Here is an 18,287-nt window from a genome sequence, read left to right on the forward strand (position 1 = left end):
ATAAAACCCAACAGCAAAATACATTAAAGCTTAAAGTCAACTTCCTTTTTTATCTCTTCTCCATTATATTCTACTTTCCACCCCACAGAATGGGTAACTAATAATATTTTTGACAATTCACTTATTAACCGATTTTCAGCATTGGATTTCAAAGCAGATTTCTGAATTTTTTTAGCTAAATCCTTTTTAATTTTTTGAGTAATCGCATTAAAATCAGAACCTGTAAACTTATTAAACTGACTTTGTTCAATGTCGTAATACTGTATATCAGGACTAATTTTTACTTCTTCTTTTGGTATAGATATAATTCGAATAACCTTAGATTTATCATCTATTTCATATTTCATTTGACGTAGATCGTATCCTATCGTTACATCTGAATTCACAATTATCAATGCTTTTTTATCAAATGATATGAACCCTCCTAAATAATGATCTTGATCTTTAAAAGTTAATACTTGAGAATAATGTCCTTCTGTTACCACTAATTTCCCAACATTTCTAACTTGCTCTTGGATTAAATTAGTATTATATTCTGTAGAAGTTTCATCATTATTTTTAAGATATCGATATGCAAAAAAAATGAGCACTAAAAATAATAGTCCGTAAAATAGTTTTTTGTAGATATAATTCATAATTAAAAAGATAAATGAGGTATTTTTTTAAACAATAGTGCTTTTTTGAATTCTATTTTTTCTAAAAATTTTTGATGTTTTTCTGTATTGGGATTAAAAGGACGATGTGCTAAATCTTTTTGAATATTTTTTACTTCAAGCATTAAAGATTGCGTTTCTGTCTCGAAATAAATTTCTGAAAAACGTTCCCAAATATAATCTATAGCAAGTTCATTAGGGTGTAGCAAATCTTTTTCATAGAATCTATAATCACGTAATTCGTCCATTACAATTTCATAACTTGGAAAATACGCCTCTTCTATCTTTGAAATAGAAAATGTTTTATGAAGTGCTAAAAACAAATTTCCTTTGCTTACATTATTTTCAAAAAAACCATCTTTTATGTGCCGTACTGGAGAAATAGTAAAAATAAATTTCACATCTGGGTTTATTTTTCTTACGAGTAAAACAATGTTTATCAAACTTTGCTGAATAACTTCTACAGAAAGCAATTCTTTGGTAAATTCTTTTTGCGGAACCTTATGACAGTTAGCCACTGTTTCTCCTGTTTTATTTATTCTATAAACCCAAGAAGTCCCTAGGGTTAGAATACAATGAGTAATTTCTTTTATTTGTTTATTTGCAAATTCTATTAGGTCATTGAGTGTTTTTAAAAAGTTTTCTTTATCTGGATTTGAAAGTTCTGAATGTATTTCAAAACAATGCCACAAATCATTGTGAAAAAAAATATCTTCTTCTGTGAAATGTTTTTTTTCTACAATTCTTTTAATTAATTTCTCTATAGAAATGGGATTAAAAATTATCCCGAAAGGATTTACTGTGGTCTTAAATTTAAAATAACTAAATTTGTTACCGATGTTTTCTGAGAAACAGGAACCCAATAACAATAAATCGGATTGATAATTTATTGTATTCTTGGTTTTGTCAATTGGTATTTTTAATGAAAAAATCATATTCAAAACTACAAATATTTTAGCAATCCTCTAAATATGGACTTTATAGAAATGGAGATTTTATTTCAATATTTAAAAAAACATTATAGACTTTTAGCCATTGCCTTATTAATGGCTGGAATGAACATTTGTTTTAGCTTAAGCGATTCTATTATCACAGGTAAAATAATGCAGGATTGTGGTGTAGGCATTGAAAAATACAAAGGAAATGATCTGGCTTTTGTAAAAGCTGTTGGCTTTTGGTTAGGTTTATCCATCTTAATGGCTATGATTTCTAGAATTACTAAAAACTTCCAAGATTATTTCACCAATATTGTTATACAACGCACAGGAGCTGAGATGTATGCTGATGGCATTAAAAAATCATTAGATTTGCCCTATGCTCAATTTGAGGATCAACGAAGCGGCGAAACTCTTAATAAATTACAAAAAGTTCGAATTGATTCCGAAAAATTAATTAATCTTTCTATTTCATTAGTTTTCCAAACAATAGTCGGGTTTATTTTTGTTTTTTTATACATTGCTCGTATTGATGTCAAAATTTCATTTATATTTATTATTACAGCTCCTATTATTGGTCTTGTTAGTTCTGTTTTAGGAAAGAAAATAAAATCCATATCACGACATATTGTAATTCAAACAAATGCTTTAGCAGGCTCAACCACTGAAAGTTTACGTAATATTGAATTAGTAAAAAGTCTTGGACTTACAGAACAAGAAGAGGCTCGTCTAAACCAAAACACCCTTAAAATACTAGGTCTTGAACTTCAAAAAATACGTTATATACGAAGTTTAAGTTTTATACAAGGAACAACGGTTCATTTTATGAGAACCGCAGTGGTTTTTACTCTTTATTATTTTGTTTTTCAGGGCAAAATAGTAGTTGGCGATTTGTTAACGATGACTTTTTTTACTTTTTTTATTTTTAATCCTTTACAAGAAATGAGTCAATTTATTATTGTAAAAAATGAAACAAAGGTTTCTTTAGATAATTTTAAAAAGCTATTATCTCAGGAATCAGAATATAAACCCACCTCTCCAAAAAAAATTGGAACAATAGAAAAACTATGTTTTAATCAGGTAAGTTTTCAGCATCAAACAGCTAGTTTTAAAGCGGTTGAAAACATTACTTTTGAAATCAAAAAAGGTGAAACTGTTGCATTTGTAGGCCCTTCAGGATCAGGTAAAACAACATTAGTAAAACTACTTGTAGGACTTTACAAACCTAACGAGGGAACTATTACCTACAATAATATAAATGAAACAGAGGTAGAATTATTAGAAATTAGAAAACAATTGGGATTTGTAACACAAGATGCACAATTATTTTCAGGAACAATTAAGGAAAATTTACTTTTTGTAAAACCCGATGCTTCCGATGAGGATTTATTAAATGCGCTACAACAATCTAGTTGTCAAAACCTTTTAAATCGTGCAGAAAATGGTATTAATACGACCATTGGAGAAGGAGGAATTAAGGTTTCAGGCGGTGAAAAACAACGTTTATCTATAGCTAGAGCTATTTTACGAAACCCAAATCTTTTGATTTTTGATGAAGCAACTTCTGCTCTAGACTCTCTTACAGAAGAGGCTATTAATGAAACTATTAAATCTATCTCTAACCACAACCGTATAACGGTTCTAATTGCTCATCGTCTTTCTACTATTATGCACGCTGATAAGATTTTTGTTCTTGAAAAAGGTAAGATTATCGAACACGGGAAACACCAAAATTTAGTAGATAGCAAAGGATTGTATTATGCTATGTGGAGACAACAAATAGGCGAAAGAAAATAGAATCGTTTTATTTTCTAAAAAAGAGCATTTCATCTGCTTAAATGTCTTATGTTTCCTATTTTTGGGGAAAAGATTACTTTTGAAAAATCATTTATCAGATTAGAATGACAAAATTTTTCCAGATTAACAAAGTTTATAAAGCCTTGTTTATTTTTTTTAAAATATTTAGTTAAACGAACATATAAAAATGAAATTTTTAATACAACTAGCCTATCATTTTTGGCCTTCTTTATATAAGAAAAGATATTACAAAACACTTGATTCTTTACATACAACTGATTATAAGTGTGAACCAGAATTACTACTTATTCATCAGCTCTTACAAGAAGATTCTATTTTTGTGGATATAGGAACCAATAAAGGAATTTATTTATATCAAGCTGAGAAGAAGATCAAAACAGGTAAAATTTTTGGTTTTGAACCAAATGAATCCTTAGTTCATTATATTCAACCTTTATTTCCTAAAATCAAACTATTTCCCTTAGCTGTTTCTTCTAAAACAGGTACTTCTATATTACATATTCCTAAAAAAGAAAATGGTTTACAGGACACACGTGCTTCTTTAGAAAACATGGGAGACGAAGTAGAAAAAATTGAAATCAAAACAATAACGTTGGATGATTGGGTTTCACAAAATAAAATAGAAAAGTTAGATGTAGTAAAAATTGATGTTGAAGGGCATGAATTTGATACCATTAAAGGCAGTAAAAAAGTTCTAGAAAAATTACGTCCAACATTTATTATTGAAATTGAATTACGCCATGCTCATTATAGAATCCAAGAAATTTTTGATTTTATAAATAGTTTTGATTATGAGGTTTTTTATTTTAATAGAAAATCATTGATTTTACATCCTTTTGACATTTCTTTATTATCTAATTTTCAAAAAGATGAATATCTAAATGATTTTAATCGCTATATAAATAATTTTATTTTTGTACCTAAATAGTTGTAGAATTCATAGGGATAATTGCATAGTTAAAAATCCTATTAGATAACCTATATAACCTTTGGATATTGAGTTAAATATTCTATAAGTTTATCAAAATTCATAAAATAAGTAGTTAAATGAGTGTTGTTGCAAGACAGAGTATAAAATATAGTATCATAGGATACTTAAGTACTCTTGTGGGTATATTTTCTACCGTATTTTTATATCCGTATGATTTATATTTTTCGGGTAAACTTCAGTTTATACATCAAACTGCTTTATTAATTCTACCTGTGATCGCCTTGGGAATCATGCACGCTAACGTCCGATTTTTTCCTCAGATGTCACAAAACAATACGCAACAAGATTTATTTAAATTTTCTATCGTTTTTATTAGCCGTAATTTTTTATTAGGATTTATATTATTAGGATTCACAACAATACTCTTTCCATCACTCCAGTCAACTGATTTTTACATTTATTCACCTTATATACTTTCAGTAGCATTTCTTCTTTCATTAATACAATTAACATCTAAATATATTTCTATCAAGAAACGAATTGTCATCCCTAATATTTTCGAAAATTTATTTCCTAAATTAGGAATGGTAACAGCCTTTGCATTATTACTTTGGGATAAACTACAAGAAAGCAGAGCCTTATGGATCTTTGTTAGCTTTTTTGTAATTGCTTTTTTAGGAATGGTCATTTATCTTAATCACCTAGAAAAACTAACTCAAAAAATGGATTTTACTTTTTTAAAAAAGGATCAATTTGGAAAGACTCTTTTTATTTATTCTTTTTATACGTTTTTAGGTAGTATGGGGTCTGTAATTGCTCTGAACATTGACACCTATATGATTGGTGAAATGTTAACATTTCAAGAAGTTTCTATCTATAATACATCTCTTAATTTGGTTCGAATGATCACTGTTCCTGCCTTAGGTGTTTATACTATTTCAGCCCCTATTATTGCACAGTATATAGCTGAAAACAAGATACAAGATTTAAAAACCTTACATCATAAAACATCTTTGTATTTATTTGTAATTGGCATCGTATTATTTGGTTTAGTAGCTGTTGGAATTGAAGATTTATTTGCTTTGATGAAAAACGGAGATAAGTTGATCAAGGGCTTACCTGTATTATATATTATGGGATTTGCTTTGTTATTTGATCTAGCTACAGGTTTTAATGGTTATATTATTACTAATTCTAAATACTATAAGTTTAATAATACCACAACCGTTGCATTAGCGTTGTTGACTATAATATCTAATCTAATTTTTTTATTCTGGTTTAAATTAGGAATTATTGGTGTTTCTATTGCTACTGCTATTTCTCTAACTACCTACAACTTAATAAAAATTTATTTTAATTATAAAAAATTTGGTATACATCCTTTTAGTTGGAAGTTTTTACATTTATTTTTTGTTTTAATTATTGTGATTATCATCGGTCGTTTATTACCTAATACTCCTTATAAATTTATTAATTTATGCTACAAACCTTTTGTAGTTCTTATTGCTTTTGCTGTTGCTAATGAATTTTTTAAAATTATCCCTATAAAGGAGGTTTTACCAAAATCATTAATGAGGTAAAGGGCAAATAATTAAAAAAATCTTTTAACCTCAAAAAAGCAGCTTATTCTATTGATTTATACCATTCAAACTTTAAAATTTCCTCATAATAGTATTTTTTTAACCTTGAGACTGTCCAAAAAGTTCGCAATCTTTTCATTTCGACGAAAGGGAGAAATTACATAATGTTTGATTTAGACACTATACTACAAAAGCAATAAAAATTAGTGTTGGTTCTCGATGTGCTTCGCGCTCGAACTAATGATGATTTCAATTATATACTTAACCGTTTGTTTGAGTTATTTTAAAATAAAACAACAGATCGAGAATTTTTCTTTTAAATCCAGTATATTTTAAGTTTTAATGGTATTACAAATAGTTTATACAAATAAACTTTATAAAGAATAACTTTGTACGTAATTTTGCAAGAAAGAAAATCTCATGAAAATAAAAATCTCCGCAATTCAGTTAGCTGAAATTATTAATATTAAAAATTTCAAAGATGAGTTAGAGGGAGCTAATTATAGTTTTTCTGGCTCAGAGTTTTTTAAGCAAATAGAACAAAATAAGTTTATTTATTTATTAGATTATGGCGTGGTTGTTTTTGCCAATTTTAGCCCTGAAGAAGAAACTGAATGGTTACAAAAAATAAAAAGACATCAGGAATCGCCAATAGATATGCTTTTAAAAGAGAGGTATTTCATAAGGATAAAGGAAGATAATACAAATTTTGAAGTTAAAAACAATGAAGTTCTCTTACCTGAATTAGATAGTTCTGCTATACGAATAATTATGCTTAATGTGGCACAATCAGTAGCATTAGAATATTATGAAGTCATTACAGGCAAGTTGGTTTCTTCTACAAAAGAATTTATACTTCAACTAGAAAATACTGGAAATATTAATATTTCTAAAAAGAATCTCTTAAAATATATAGGTCAAGTACTAAACGTAAAAAACAGTATTGTAGACAACTTATATATACTAGACGATCCTAACTCCGTATGGGAAAACGAAAAACTAGATGCTTTAAACAAAAAAATGAAATCTAATTTTGAAATTTTACCCCGTTTTAAAGACGTTGATTACCGCCTCTCTATAGTTGAAAACAATCTAAAAATATTTACCGAAGTTTTAAACGTAAAAGAAAGTTCTCGTTTAGAGTGGATTATTATTTTATTAATTACCTTTGAGATAATAATGTCTTTTGTAAAACATTAGATTAAACTAATTTTATTTTTAAAACGGTAGCCATATTTACTGCCATTTTCTTCATCTGTTCTGCAACTTTACCTTCAAAATAAGGATCAATGCTGTCATATAAATAATCTAACCAAATATCATAATGTTCCTTTAAAAAAGGTTCTTTATCATGAATATCTTTATGTATTTGAAACATATTATTAGTATAACCTCCTTTTAAAAATAAAGCTTGTTCCCAAAAAGTACATAAAACATCTAAATGCTCATCTAAATGTTGATCAACATGAGTTGTCTTTTTAAAAAAGAAATTAATGTTATCATCGGTCAAGAGTTTATTATAAAACATCTTCATTATAAACAATATATCTTCTCTTGTTTCTATATCTTTCATACAGCTAATATAATTTATTTAATTTAAATTTTTATTGATTTTTATCATCTGAATAACCTTTATGTTCATAGAAAACGAACCTATCTGGTTTTATTTCCTACCTTTGCAAAAAAAAGTACATTATGTCGCACAAAGCAGGATATGTTAATATTATAGGAAATCCCAATGTTGGAAAATCAACTCTAATGAATGCTTTAGTAGGAGAACGATTATCTATCATTACCAGTAAAGCACAAACAACTCGTCATCGAATTTTGGGTATTGTAAATGGTGATGATTTTCAAATATTATTTTCAGACACACCAGGTATTATAAAACCTGCTTATGAACTACAAAGTTCTATGATGGATTTTGTTAAGTCTGCATTTGAAGATGCTGATGTACTAATTTATATGGTGGAAATAGGCGAAAAAGACTTAAAAGACGAAGCTTTTTTTAATAAAATTATTCACTCTAAAATTCCTGTTCTTCTTCTTTTAAACAAAATTGATAAATCTAATCAAGAACAACTGGAAGAACAAGTAACATTATGGAAAGAGAAAGTACCTAACGCAGAGATTTTTCCTATTTCTGCTTTAGAAAATTTTAATGTACAAGCAGTTTTTAACAGAATCATAGAATTACTTCCTGAATCTGAACCCTATTATCCCAAAGATGCTTTAACGGACAAACCTGAGCGTTTCTTTGTAAATGAGGCTATTCGAGAAAAAATATTATTAAACTACGATAAAGAAATTCCTTATGCTTGCGAAGTAGAAACAGAAGAATTTAAAGAAGATGATAAGATCATTAGAATTCGTGCTTTAATAATGGTAGAACGTGATACTCAAAAAGGAATCATCATAGGCCACAAAGGGACTGCTATTAAGAAAGTAGGAATTCAAGCCCGCGAAGAATTAGAAAAATTCTTTGGTAAACAAATTCATATAGAGTTATATGTAAAAGTTAATAAAGATTGGCGCTCAAATGAAAGACAGTTAAGACGTTTTGGATATAATCAAAAAAATTAGTTTTAAAACATCTTGTAAACTCATAATATGTAATAGCCACTACTTTACCTGACAGTTGTAAGTTAAATTAAGTTTGTCAGATTGTTTGTTTTTTCAATTCCTGCGGGGCTTTTTCAGATGAAAGAAAAAAATGATTCTGATGCAATTTATTCAAGTTTTTTTCATCTGCCAAATATTTGGTATCTAAAAAAGTTTTTAAAGGAGTTTGTCCATAACAAAACTTACCAGAATGGGGTCTGTTTTGATTGTATTCTATAAGCCAAAGGTCAAGGTCTATTTGAAGTTGTTCAATTGAGTTATAAACTTTTTTTCTAAAAGCTATGGCATAAAATTCATTTTGTATAGTTCTATGAAAACGTTCGCAAATACCATTAGTCTGAGGACTTCTAGCTTTGGTTTTAGTATGATCTATGTCTTCAATAGCTAGATAAAGTTGAAAATCGTGATCTTGTGAACCACAATACTCTGTTCCTCTATCGGTAAGTATTCTAAGTAAAGAAACATCTTGTTCTTGATAAAATGGGAGCACTTTATCATTGAGCATATCTGCTGCTACGAGTGAATTTTTTTGGTCGTATAGTTTTGCAAAAGCAACTTTAGAATAAGTGTCTATGAAAGTTTGTTGGTAAATTCTTCCTACTCCTTTAATTGTGCCAACATAATAGGTGTCTTGTGCTCCCAAATAACCTGGATGAGCGGTTTCTATTTCTCCGTGAGCTTCTTTTTCTTCTTTAGCTTTTTCAATGGCTACGACTTGTGATTCAGTAAGAATCAAACCTTCTTTTGCTACTTTTGTCTCTAAGGCTTTTAATCGCTTTTTAAAGGTCTCTAAATCATTACGAAGCCAAATCGAACGAACTCCTCCAGGAGAAAGTACAATGCCTTCTTTACGCAATTCATTACTCACTCTTTGCTGACCTAGAGCTGGATTATCTGTAGCAATGCTTACTACTTTTTGCTCAATGTAGGGTTCAACACGATTTTTAATAATGGGTTTGCTTCGACTTATTTCTTGAAGTGCTAATTCGCCTCCTGTTTCATATAATTCTTGAAAACGATAAAAACTATCACGACTGTAGCCCATAATCCTACAAGCTTCTGATACATTTTTTAATTTGTTTGCTAAGTTTAATAGTCCAATTTTATTACCTATTATTTTTTGATTTGTTGTCATATTTAATCTTTGTTTAAAATTAATACTTTAATTGGTAACTGTCAGATTAAATATTAACTATTACACATAATACCCCCCCGTTTTAAACTTTATTGTTCTAAAACGAGGGTTTTTAATTAAAATATAAACTAATTTTATTGGATAATTTTTAAAAATTCTTGCTCTAATTCATTCATTTGTCCATACCCGTTTTCACGCGTTTGACGACCAAGAATATACAATAATATCCAACAAAAAAACATTAGTCCCATCACTATAAAGTCAGATGTAATACTTTTCTTTAACATATAATCAGAAATAGCAAACATCATAAAGACAATAAAAACCCCAGCTACCATGAAGTGCATAAAAATAAAAAATGTCCACATCGTTTGAGCGGGTCCAAACAATCCTCGGAGATGAGTAGCTTGCCCATTACTTCCTTCTTTTTCTTCCAACTCTATTGTTAGATATGGTGACCAATAACGTTGTTTTAAACCTCCTATCGTAAATTGTATATGATTTCTTCTTATTTTCATTACATAATCTGGAGAGATTTGACTTTTATAATCAATAAATTTTTGTCTTACCCCCTCAACTGTTTCGTCAATGTCTTTATAAAATCGTAGTCGTAGGTTAATAGTGTTTTCAGTTTCCATTTTTAGTTTATTTCGATTAGAGGGGAACCAAGATAAGAAAATTATTAAAAACTAATAAAACTCACTTCTTTTTTTAAAAATCATTTTTTACAACAAAAAAATAACATTAAAAGATATTCAAAAAAATCTACACAACACACAAACTTAAACATGAGAAGAAATCAAAAAGCCAAAATATTTTAACTCCTACCTTGTTTAAATAAAAAATGTTGAATCTTTTTTTGAATATCTCGTAACTGTATCAAAAAGTATATTTTACATTCAAACCTCCAAAAAAGGTTGCTTTTAAAGGTGCAGGAATGTACGCATCAGGCATTTGATTAACAAAAATCATTTGGTAATACTGTACATTAGTAATATTATTAACTCCTGAAAAAACATCTAAATCTAGGTGATTGATTACATTTACTTTTAAGCCTAATTTAGCGTGTAATAAATTATATTTATCCGCAGTTGCAATTTGTAAATTTGGATTTGTTCTATCTACAGGAACATATCCAAAATTAGCAGTTCCTCTATGATTAAACGTTACGTTACCATAGATTCCCAATTTAGTCAGAAAATCTATACCTGCATTAGCAACCCATTTAGGGGTTCCTAATACACTCAAACCTGAAAAATCGTAAACATTTTGAGCAATGTTAGCCCCAGTTGTGGTTCTACTAAATTTATACTCTTGGTATGTAAAGTCAGAATAAGTCCCGTTTACAAATGGTGCAAATGATTTTAGAAAACCATTTGTTGTTTTTATCATTTCAAATTTTAGATTACCTTCTACCCCTTTATGCAGCTGGCTTCCTCCGTTAATCATATAAGTATACAACTTAGTTATATTGGCTGGATCTGTAACTGAAACGGTTGACATTTTATCTTTAAAATTTGTTCTAAAAGCGGCCAATTCAAATCCTAAACGTCCTTCTAGAAGCTTTCCTTTTGTACCTACCTCCCATTGTTCTCCAATTTCTGGACGTAAATTACTATTGACCTGATTGATTTCAGGGATAAATAAATAACCGCTCACAGGCGCTTTATACGCTTTGTTATAAGAAGCATAAACTGATACTGATTTATAAAATACTTTACTAATAGCTACTTTTGGAGAATACATATCTCTATAAGATACATTAAAGTTTAATGGTTTACTGTTTTGAGTTACTTGCGGATTTCCTGAAAGATTGTAGATATAAGGAAATCTGTCATTAGAATCTATTCCCATATAGTTTGAGCTAATACCAGCCGTTAGAGCAAAATCATAAGGCAAATTAAAAGTCCATTCAGTAAATACAGAATTTGTTTTTGAGGAAACGTATAAATTACTTCTTAAAAGACCTATAGTATTATATCCCTCTGCATTTACAGGATTCCCCATAGGATATGTCAGTGTTTGTGCGTTTTGCATTTGCATTTCAACTCCTGTAATTCCTGACAATTTAAACTCATTACCTAAATCCCATTTGCTATCAAAGGTAGAACGAAAGCCATAATTTACTGGTAATTTATCGGTCCATCCTCCAGCAGAACTTACATTACTACTAATTCCTGAACCAAAAACAGAAGTGGAATTACTCAGGTTTTTATATATTTGATAAAAATGATTCAGTCCTGCTCTGAAACTAATGACATTACTATGTGCATTATTTTTTATATAAGCTGGATTTCCTGAATAATCTAAATTTTGATACTGAGCTATTGTCAGTTCTCCATTTCTTTCCTCATAACTATTGGTATATCCTACATACGCATTGATTTTTTGCTTGTTACTTAAGCCAAAATCAGCAAAAATATTTACAAAATCTTTTTTAGAAGCTGTATGATTCATAAAACCATCATACTTTTGGTTTCCGTAATTAACTAAAAAAGATGATTTTTCACTCCCCACAGCTATTTGAGATGTCAATCGTCTTAAACCATAGCTACCAAACATGGTATTTTGAGAAATAGAGGTTTTTCCTGCCTCTGGTTTAATTGTTTTTAAATTTACAGCACCTGCAATAGCCAATCCGTATAATGATCCTGCTGGTCCTTTTAGAACTTCAACTTCTCCAATTGAATTAAAGTCAATATCATCCATTAAAGTAATTCCTTCAGCATCTGTTACCGGAATATTATTTAAATACACTTTTACTCCTTGTGAATCAAAATTACTATTAGTCCCATTAGTTCCTCGCGCGCCATTTCCATATCCGCGAATATTAAACGTTTGTCCTGCTGATACTGTACGACGTTGCATAAACATTCCTGGTATGTTTGTATTTACAGCATCATCAAAAAACAAACCTGTACCACGTTGAATTTCTTTGGTTTCTAATTTAGAAATAGACGCAGCTTGTTTTAATAATGTCTTATCTGATTGCGAAGTAGCTGTAATTTCTACTTCATTTAATTTATTAATTTCTATATTTTTCTTATTATCTTGAGAAATAGCTTGAATTGAAGTAAGTCCCAATAAAACTACTCCTATTTTATTTTTAATTTTCATGTATACTTAACTTATTTAAAAAAATTATCATACTAGATTTAGCTAACACTTTAGCTAAATACTAAATGAGATAAACAAAGATCTAAATAAAGCTAAACGCTTTTTTATCCTATTTGTCTATCAATATATTATTTTCAATAAAATAGATTGAGGTAAAACTATCAACCTATTAAATAAGTATACTCTGGTGGAGGTGGTTCTATTGATTGTTTATTTTGTAAATAATTCATTAAATCATCCATGTTTAATTTTACTTTCCGACAATCTGAGTAATTATTTAGCAAAACAAACGCTATATTTTCTTGATAGTACAAAAAATTGATTTTTAACCTTTGGTTCTTATTCTTTGCTCCTGTATTACTCTTTTCCTTATAATCTTTTGTTCTGTTGAGATAATTTTTTTCGATTTTATCATTAATCAATTTTAAAACCACAAATCCATTATCTGATTTTATTTTAACAATATCATGAAGTTCTTTATTAATTATAATTTCATGATCTGAAATTCTTTTTTTAAGAAATTCTCTAAAAGTCAATTTTATCGTAAAACAATCATTTTCAGAATATTCCTCCAACACAACTAATTTTAAAAAACTTTGTTTAATTTCAAAAATAGAACTCACTATCCCAGCATGCATGAGTATAATAAAAGCAAGCAATAATAGGATATTTTTTCTCATTTAAACTTTTTGTGGGAGAAGCAAATATATAAAAATCAGATCCATGGAAAGATAATTTTATCAAAAAGAATGTGTAACCAGTTTGTTTTTTTTACCTTTGCGGACTGAAAAATTGAAAAATGAATAATATCGTAGCCATTGTAGGGAGACCTAATGTAGGGAAATCAACTTTTTTTAACCGATTAATTCAACGTCGTGAAGCTATTGTGGATTCTGTTGCAGGAGTAACACGTGATCGTATTTATGGTAAAAGTGAATGGAATGGAAAAGAGTTTTCTGTAATTGACACGGGTGGTTATATTAAGGGTTCTGATGATATTTTTGAAGGAGAAATTCGTAAACAGGTAGAATTAGCCATTGACGAAGCTGATGCTATTATTTTTGTAGTAGACGTAGAAGAAGGAGTAACCCCTATGGATATGGAAGTAGCTAATTTACTTCGTAAAGTTGACAAACCTGTTTTAGTAGCTGTTAACAAAGTAGATAACGCCATGCGTATGGGTGATGCTGTTGAATTTTACTCTTTAGGTTTAGGAGAATACCACACTATTGCGGGTATGAATGGTAGTGGAACAGGAGAATTACTAGACAAATTAGTAGAAGTATTACCCGAATTACCAGAAGTTATAGAAGAAGAAAATCCATTACCTCGTTTTTGTGTAGTAGGTCGTCCTAACGCTGGAAAATCTTCATTTATCAATGCGTTAATTGGTGAGGATCGTTTTGTGGTAACAGATATTGCAGGTACTACGCGTGATGCTATTGACACAAAATACAATCGTTTCGGTTTTGAGTTCAACCTAGTTGATACAGCAGGTATACGTCGTAAATCAAAAGTAAAAGAAGATTTAGAATTTTACTCTGTAATGCGTTCTGTTCGCGCTATTGAACATAGTGACGTTTGTATTTTAATGATAGATGCAACTCGTGGTTTTGAAGGACAAGATCAAAATATTTTTTGGTTAGCTGAAAAAAATCGCAAAGGAATTGTTATTTTAGTTAACAAATGGGACTTAGTTGAAAAAGACACAATGACCACAAAATTATACGAAGCTAAAATTCGTGAAGAAATAGCCCCTTTTACAGATGTACCTATCATTTTCGTCTCGGCATTGACAAAACAGCGTTTACTTAAGGCATTAGAAGCTGCTGTTCAGGTGTATGAAAACAAAAAACAACGCATTCCTACCTCTAAATTCAATGAGTATATGCTTAATATTATTGAACACATGCCACCTCCAGCACTAAAAGGCAAGTACATAAAAATCAAATACTGTATGCAATTACCAACACAATCACCACAGTTTGTGTTCTTTGCTAACTTACCTCAATATGTAAAAGATCCATACAAACGTTTCTTAGAAAATAAAATCCGAAATAACTGGAACTTTGAAGGTGTGCCAATTGATATTTATATAAGAGAAAAGTAAAATAAAACCTTCTTTATTTAAAAGCCATTGCTTCTTTTTAGCAGTGGCTTTTTTTATTTTTAACAACTTCCTACCTCAAAAACCAAGCTATTTATCCCCTATAATACAAAAACAAAACACAGGGTAGAATAGTATCTCTTGTTGTTAAATAAATACAAAAACAATAAATAAAATACAAATAAATTGCATTATCTATAAATAAAAAACCAAAAAACAGAATTATGAAAAAAACATTAATCCTAATTAGCCTCTTATTAAATATTGGCGGGAGCTTATATGCTCAAATCCTAGAATGTGGAACAAAAGAACAAAACGAAATTACACAAAGACAAAATCCTGATGCTTTAAAAAAAAGAAATGAATTTGAAATCTTTACAAAAAAATTTGTACATGATTTACGTAAAAACAAAAATGTAAAAAACAATGCTTTGGCTACTAATTACATTATTCCTGTCGTATTTCATATTTATGGTACTACCCAAAGTGGAAAAAGTGTTACCTATGACAAAATTGTTAACGCGTTAAATGCTGTTAATAATGATTTTAATGGACTTAATGATGACTTCAATAGTGTTGAACCTTTTTTTCAACCTCGTCGAGCAACATTAAACATTCAATTTAGACTAGCCAAAATTGATCCTAATGGAGGCAACACCACAGGAGTTGTTTTTCATACAACAAAAAATGGGTACGGAAATGGAGGCGGATATGACGATCAAATTGCAGCAGATGCTTGGGACAACAAAAAATACGTAAACGTTTATATCCAAAATGATTTATATAATCAAAATATTTACAACAACTCTGGAGTAGCCTGGTATCCCGATATAAATATGACCAATAGAAATACCGCCAGAATAGTATTTAATGGCGCTTATCTCTTGGGTAACACAGATAAAGAATTTTCTTCTACTCTTACCCATGAATTTGGTCATTTTTTTAACTTAATTCATACATTTGAAGATGGTTGTACTGGAACGGATCAAGTAGACGACACACCAAAAGAAGATGCTAAACATGCCTTGAGCTGTACCCCTGGTACAAATTGTGATGGAGACAAAGTAAATATCGAAAATTACATGGGATATAACGGAGCAAGAGGCTGTTACAAAATGTTTACCAGAGGTCAAGTTGACCGAATGATTGCAGCAATGCAACACGAAGCAAGAATTACTCTTTGGCAAAATTCAAATTTATTAGCTACAGGCGTATATGACAACCAACTAGCATCAATTATTGCTCCATTAAGCCTCTACAAAGAAAACATAAACAACAATGGTACTTTCTCACAAATAAATGAATTAAGCCTAACAGCAGGAAAAACTTTTTCATTATCCTCTGGAAAACTTATTCAAGGAACCCATTATACTTTAACCAATTTCCCTCAAGGTTTAAATCCTATCATAACCATAAATAGTAATTCTAAAGCAACTCTTACATTAGAAGGTTCTGCACAAAACCATCAGACTAACCATAATATTTTAGCAAGTATCCAATTTTTACCCGCTGCTTTTTCTGGAGGTACTAACAACTTAATATCTGACAAATTAAACATTAAATTTGAATTTATTGATCCTTATGGTATATTTTTAGCTAAAGGACAACCAAACTGGATGGCAACACCTAGTCAAACATGGCTTTTCTTTAATACAGAAAAAGGAGACGATACTTCCTATGGATTTTGGCTATTTGAAACGGATAAATACAAATTAGAAACTTACGGAAAGCGATTAATTTGCAATCCAAACACAAGAAATATTAGCCGTTTAACAAAAGGAACTGAAATAAATGGTTCTTCTAATTTTACAGCACCTGGAGCCTATCCTAATCAGCTAGACATCATTAATCCGTCTTATAATGATTGGAAAGGACAAATAGGATATATTGGCTATGAATACAAAATAGATGGCAATACTTGCTATGGCTATTTTAAAGTAGAGCCTATTAGTGGCTCTGAAGGGTATAGAATTACAGAATACGCTTACAACACACAACCTGGAGCTCCCATAAAAGCAGGTGAAAAAGATCTACAATCTTTAACATCTCCTTCAAACCTTACTTCTGCTATCAATAACAATACTATTGTTCTAAACTGGATTGATAAAAATACAACAGAAGATGGTTTTTATCTAGAAAAATCAACTAATGGAGGAGCTTATCAGCTAATTGCCTCCTTACCACCTAATACTTATACGTATTCAGACAAACTTATTAATGTAGGCATTACTTACAAATATAGAATAAGTGCTTACAAAGGAACTGAAAAATCAAGCTATTCTAATGAAACAATAATTACAGCTCCTAGTGATTATGTAGATTATTGTAAAGTTAGCGCAAGAAATACTTATGAATATATTAAATCCATTAAATTAAGTTCTTTTACAAATACTTCTGGAGCGGATTATGAAGGATATGGTAATTATGTATCTAAAACAATTAGTTTAAAATCAGGAGAACAAGTAACCACAGTACTTACCCCCGGTTTTAATCCTTCTGCTTCTGATGAAGCATGGACAATTTGGATTGACTATAACGACAATAAACAATTTGAAAATTCAGAAATCGTCTTAAAAACATCCCTAACAAACAAAGAATATACAGGTACTTTTTCAATTCCTTTAACCGCAAAAGGTACTTTCCGTATGCGTATCATAATGCGCTATAATGATATTAGCAATATTCCTTGTGGTTATATTAACGATGGAGAAATTGAAGACTACACCGTACAAATACAAGAACAAAATACTACCTTAGAAACACCTTATGCTTATTTAAATGGTGGAATCTCCAAAAATGGATTTTATGCTTTATGGAACAAAGTACCTAACGCTAGTAAATATGAGGTACAATTAAATACCTCTGGTACTTGGTACACAGTAGGAACTTCAACTAGTTATTATTTATATGTGGCAAAACCTGGATCTAGCACACAATTTCAATTTAAAGTAAAAGCTCTTAATTCTACAGGAGAAAGTAATTGGAGTACTCCTGTAAATGTAACCTTACCTTTATCAGGACCTATAAATACAAAAGAATCTAAATTTATTATAGCACCAAACCCTGCTACCGATCAAGTAACATTTTCAATACCTGAAAGCATTTCTAACGATAGTCGCATAGAAATCTATAATAACTTAGGTCAGCTTGTAAGAATAACACAACAAATGGAAAATTATTCCATTCAAAATTTACCCAGAGGAACCTACCAAGTTAAACTAATTTCTAAAGAAAAAGTAGAAGATAGTAAACATTTATTTTTAAAATAATAAACTCTTTTATTCATTAATCCTCAGGATTAAACAGTGGGTGTCTAAAAAGTAGCAACTTAAACTTCAATTACCAGAGAAGTTACATTATCCGTATTATCTGATTGGTTTTTGCTTATT

Annotated in this window: 14 protein-coding genes; 7 read left to right on the top strand and 7 right to left on the bottom strand. The window is 29.7% G+C overall.

Features of this window, described 5'->3' with window-relative positions; genetic code table 11:
* Window positions 1–23: 23 nt before the first annotated feature.
* Entirely contained in the window at window positions 24–635 is a 612-nt protein-coding gene (locus tag AWN65_RS09495; protein WP_060382949.1) for a DUF4230 domain-containing protein, read from the bottom strand.
* Between the two features lie 2 nt (window positions 636–637).
* A complete protein-coding gene (locus AWN65_RS09500) occupies window positions 638–1,588 on the bottom strand; it encodes a GSCFA domain-containing protein (protein ID WP_060382950.1) in 951 nt (316 codons plus the stop codon).
* 51 nt (window positions 1,589–1,639) lie between these two features.
* On the opposite strand from AWN65_RS09500, the gene AWN65_RS09505 reads away from it, so the two are divergent.
* From AWN65_RS09505 to AWN65_RS14595, 4 genes are all read left to right on the top strand, one after another.
* On the top strand, window positions 1,640–3,385 hold the full coding sequence (locus tag AWN65_RS09505; RefSeq protein WP_060383875.1) for an ABC transporter ATP-binding protein: 1,746 nt from the start codon (window positions 1,640–1,642) through the stop codon (window positions 3,383–3,385).
* Window positions 3,386–3,572: 187 nt separating this feature from the next.
* Window positions 3,573–4,334: an FkbM family methyltransferase gene (locus tag AWN65_RS09510; protein WP_060382951.1), complete on the top strand. Its 762-nt coding sequence runs from the start codon at window positions 3,573–3,575 to the stop codon at window positions 4,332–4,334.
* Between the two features lie 119 nt (window positions 4,335–4,453).
* Entirely contained in the window at window positions 4,454–5,917 is a 1,464-nt protein-coding gene (locus AWN65_RS09515) for a lipopolysaccharide biosynthesis protein (RefSeq protein WP_060382952.1), read from the top strand.
* Window positions 5,918–6,337: 420 nt separating this feature from the next.
* Entirely contained in the window at window positions 6,338–7,117 is a 780-nt protein-coding gene (locus tag AWN65_RS14595; RefSeq protein ID WP_081078424.1) for an RMD1 family protein, read from the top strand.
* Between the two features lies 1 nt (window position 7,118).
* Here AWN65_RS14595 and AWN65_RS09525 read toward each other — a convergent pair whose 3' ends face one another.
* Window positions 7,119–7,490, bottom strand: coding sequence for a group III truncated hemoglobin (locus tag AWN65_RS09525; RefSeq protein WP_060382953.1), 372 nt, complete (start codon window positions 7,488–7,490; stop codon window positions 7,119–7,121).
* A 122-nt stretch (window positions 7,491–7,612) separates the two neighbouring features.
* Here AWN65_RS09525 and era point away from each other — a divergent pair, with 122 nt between their 5' ends.
* Complete coding sequence (gene era / locus AWN65_RS09530; RefSeq protein WP_060382954.1) at window positions 7,613–8,500, top strand: GTPase Era; 888 nt, start codon at window positions 7,613–7,615, stop codon at window positions 8,498–8,500.
* A gap of 76 nt (window positions 8,501–8,576) precedes the next feature.
* Here era and AWN65_RS09535 read toward each other — a convergent pair whose 3' ends face one another.
* The 4 genes from AWN65_RS09535 to AWN65_RS09550 form a co-directional block, all read right to left on the bottom strand.
* On the bottom strand, window positions 8,577–9,674 hold the full coding sequence (locus AWN65_RS09535) for an IS481 family transposase (RefSeq protein WP_060382253.1): 1,098 nt from the start codon (window positions 9,672–9,674) through the stop codon (window positions 8,577–8,579).
* 134 nt (window positions 9,675–9,808) lie between these two features.
* Window positions 9,809–10,312 (bottom strand): hypothetical protein, encoded by a 504-nt coding sequence (locus AWN65_RS09540; protein WP_060382955.1) that lies wholly within the window; start codon window positions 10,310–10,312, stop codon window positions 9,809–9,811.
* Window positions 10,313–10,553: 241 nt separating this feature from the next.
* On the bottom strand, window positions 10,554–12,791 hold the full coding sequence (locus tag AWN65_RS09545) for a TonB-dependent receptor (RefSeq protein ID WP_060382956.1): 2,238 nt from the start codon (window positions 12,789–12,791) through the stop codon (window positions 10,554–10,556).
* 161 nt (window positions 12,792–12,952) lie between these two features.
* Window positions 12,953–13,471: a hypothetical protein gene (locus AWN65_RS09550; RefSeq protein ID WP_060382957.1), complete on the bottom strand. Its 519-nt coding sequence runs from the start codon at window positions 13,469–13,471 to the stop codon at window positions 12,953–12,955.
* Window positions 13,472–13,590: 119 nt separating this feature from the next.
* Between AWN65_RS09550 and der the strand changes: the two genes are divergently transcribed.
* The gene (gene der / locus AWN65_RS09555; protein WP_060382958.1) at window positions 13,591–14,901 is read left to right on the top strand and encodes a ribosome biogenesis GTPase Der; all 1,311 of its coding nucleotides are present in this window, start codon (window positions 13,591–13,593) and stop codon (window positions 14,899–14,901) included.
* 221 nt (window positions 14,902–15,122) lie between these two features.
* Window positions 15,123–18,167, top strand: a complete 3,045-nt coding sequence (locus tag AWN65_RS09560) for a M43 family zinc metalloprotease (RefSeq protein WP_060382959.1) — start codon at window positions 15,123–15,125, stop codon at window positions 18,165–18,167.
* Window positions 18,168–18,287: the final 120 nt, after the last annotated feature.

The organism is Flavobacterium covae, assembly GCF_001534645.1.
Taxonomy (GTDB): Bacteria; Bacteroidota; Bacteroidia; order Flavobacteriales; family Flavobacteriaceae; genus Flavobacterium; species Flavobacterium covae.

Excerpts from the sequence above, each read along its gene's own strand:
- AWN65_RS09495 (WP_060382949.1), bottom strand. The coding sequence starts at position 635 with ATGAATTATATCTACAAAAAACTATTTTACGGACTATTATTTTTAGTG.
- AWN65_RS09500 (WP_060382950.1), bottom strand. The coding sequence starts at position 1,588 with ATGATTTTTTCATTAAAAATACCAATTGACAAAACCAAGAATACAATA.
- AWN65_RS09505 (WP_060383875.1), top strand. The coding sequence starts at position 1,640 with ATGGAGATTTTATTTCAATATTTAAAAAAACATTATAGACTTTTAGCC.
- AWN65_RS09510 (WP_060382951.1), top strand. The coding sequence starts at position 3,573 with ATGAAATTTTTAATACAACTAGCCTATCATTTTTGGCCTTCTTTATAT.
- AWN65_RS09515 (WP_060382952.1), top strand. The coding sequence starts at position 4,454 with ATGAGTGTTGTTGCAAGACAGAGTATAAAATATAGTATCATAGGATAC.
- AWN65_RS14595 (WP_081078424.1), top strand. The coding sequence starts at position 6,338 with ATGAAAATAAAAATCTCCGCAATTCAGTTAGCTGAAATTATTAATATT.
- AWN65_RS09525 (WP_060382953.1), bottom strand. The coding sequence starts at position 7,490 with ATGAAAGATATAGAAACAAGAGAAGATATATTGTTTATAATGAAGATG.
- era (WP_060382954.1), top strand. The coding sequence starts at position 7,613 with ATGTCGCACAAAGCAGGATATGTTAATATTATAGGAAATCCCAATGTT.
- AWN65_RS09535 (WP_060382253.1), bottom strand. The coding sequence starts at position 9,674 with ATGACAACAAATCAAAAAATAATAGGTAATAAAATTGGACTATTAAAC.
- AWN65_RS09540 (WP_060382955.1), bottom strand. The coding sequence starts at position 10,312 with ATGGAAACTGAAAACACTATTAACCTACGACTACGATTTTATAAAGAC.
- AWN65_RS09545 (WP_060382956.1), bottom strand. The coding sequence starts at position 12,791 with ATGAAAATTAAAAATAAAATAGGAGTAGTTTTATTGGGACTTACTTCA.
- AWN65_RS09550 (WP_060382957.1), bottom strand. The coding sequence starts at position 13,471 with ATGAGAAAAAATATCCTATTATTGCTTGCTTTTATTATACTCATGCAT.
- der (WP_060382958.1), top strand. The coding sequence starts at position 13,591 with ATGAATAATATCGTAGCCATTGTAGGGAGACCTAATGTAGGGAAATCA.
- AWN65_RS09560 (WP_060382959.1), top strand. The coding sequence starts at position 15,123 with ATGAAAAAAACATTAATCCTAATTAGCCTCTTATTAAATATTGGCGGG.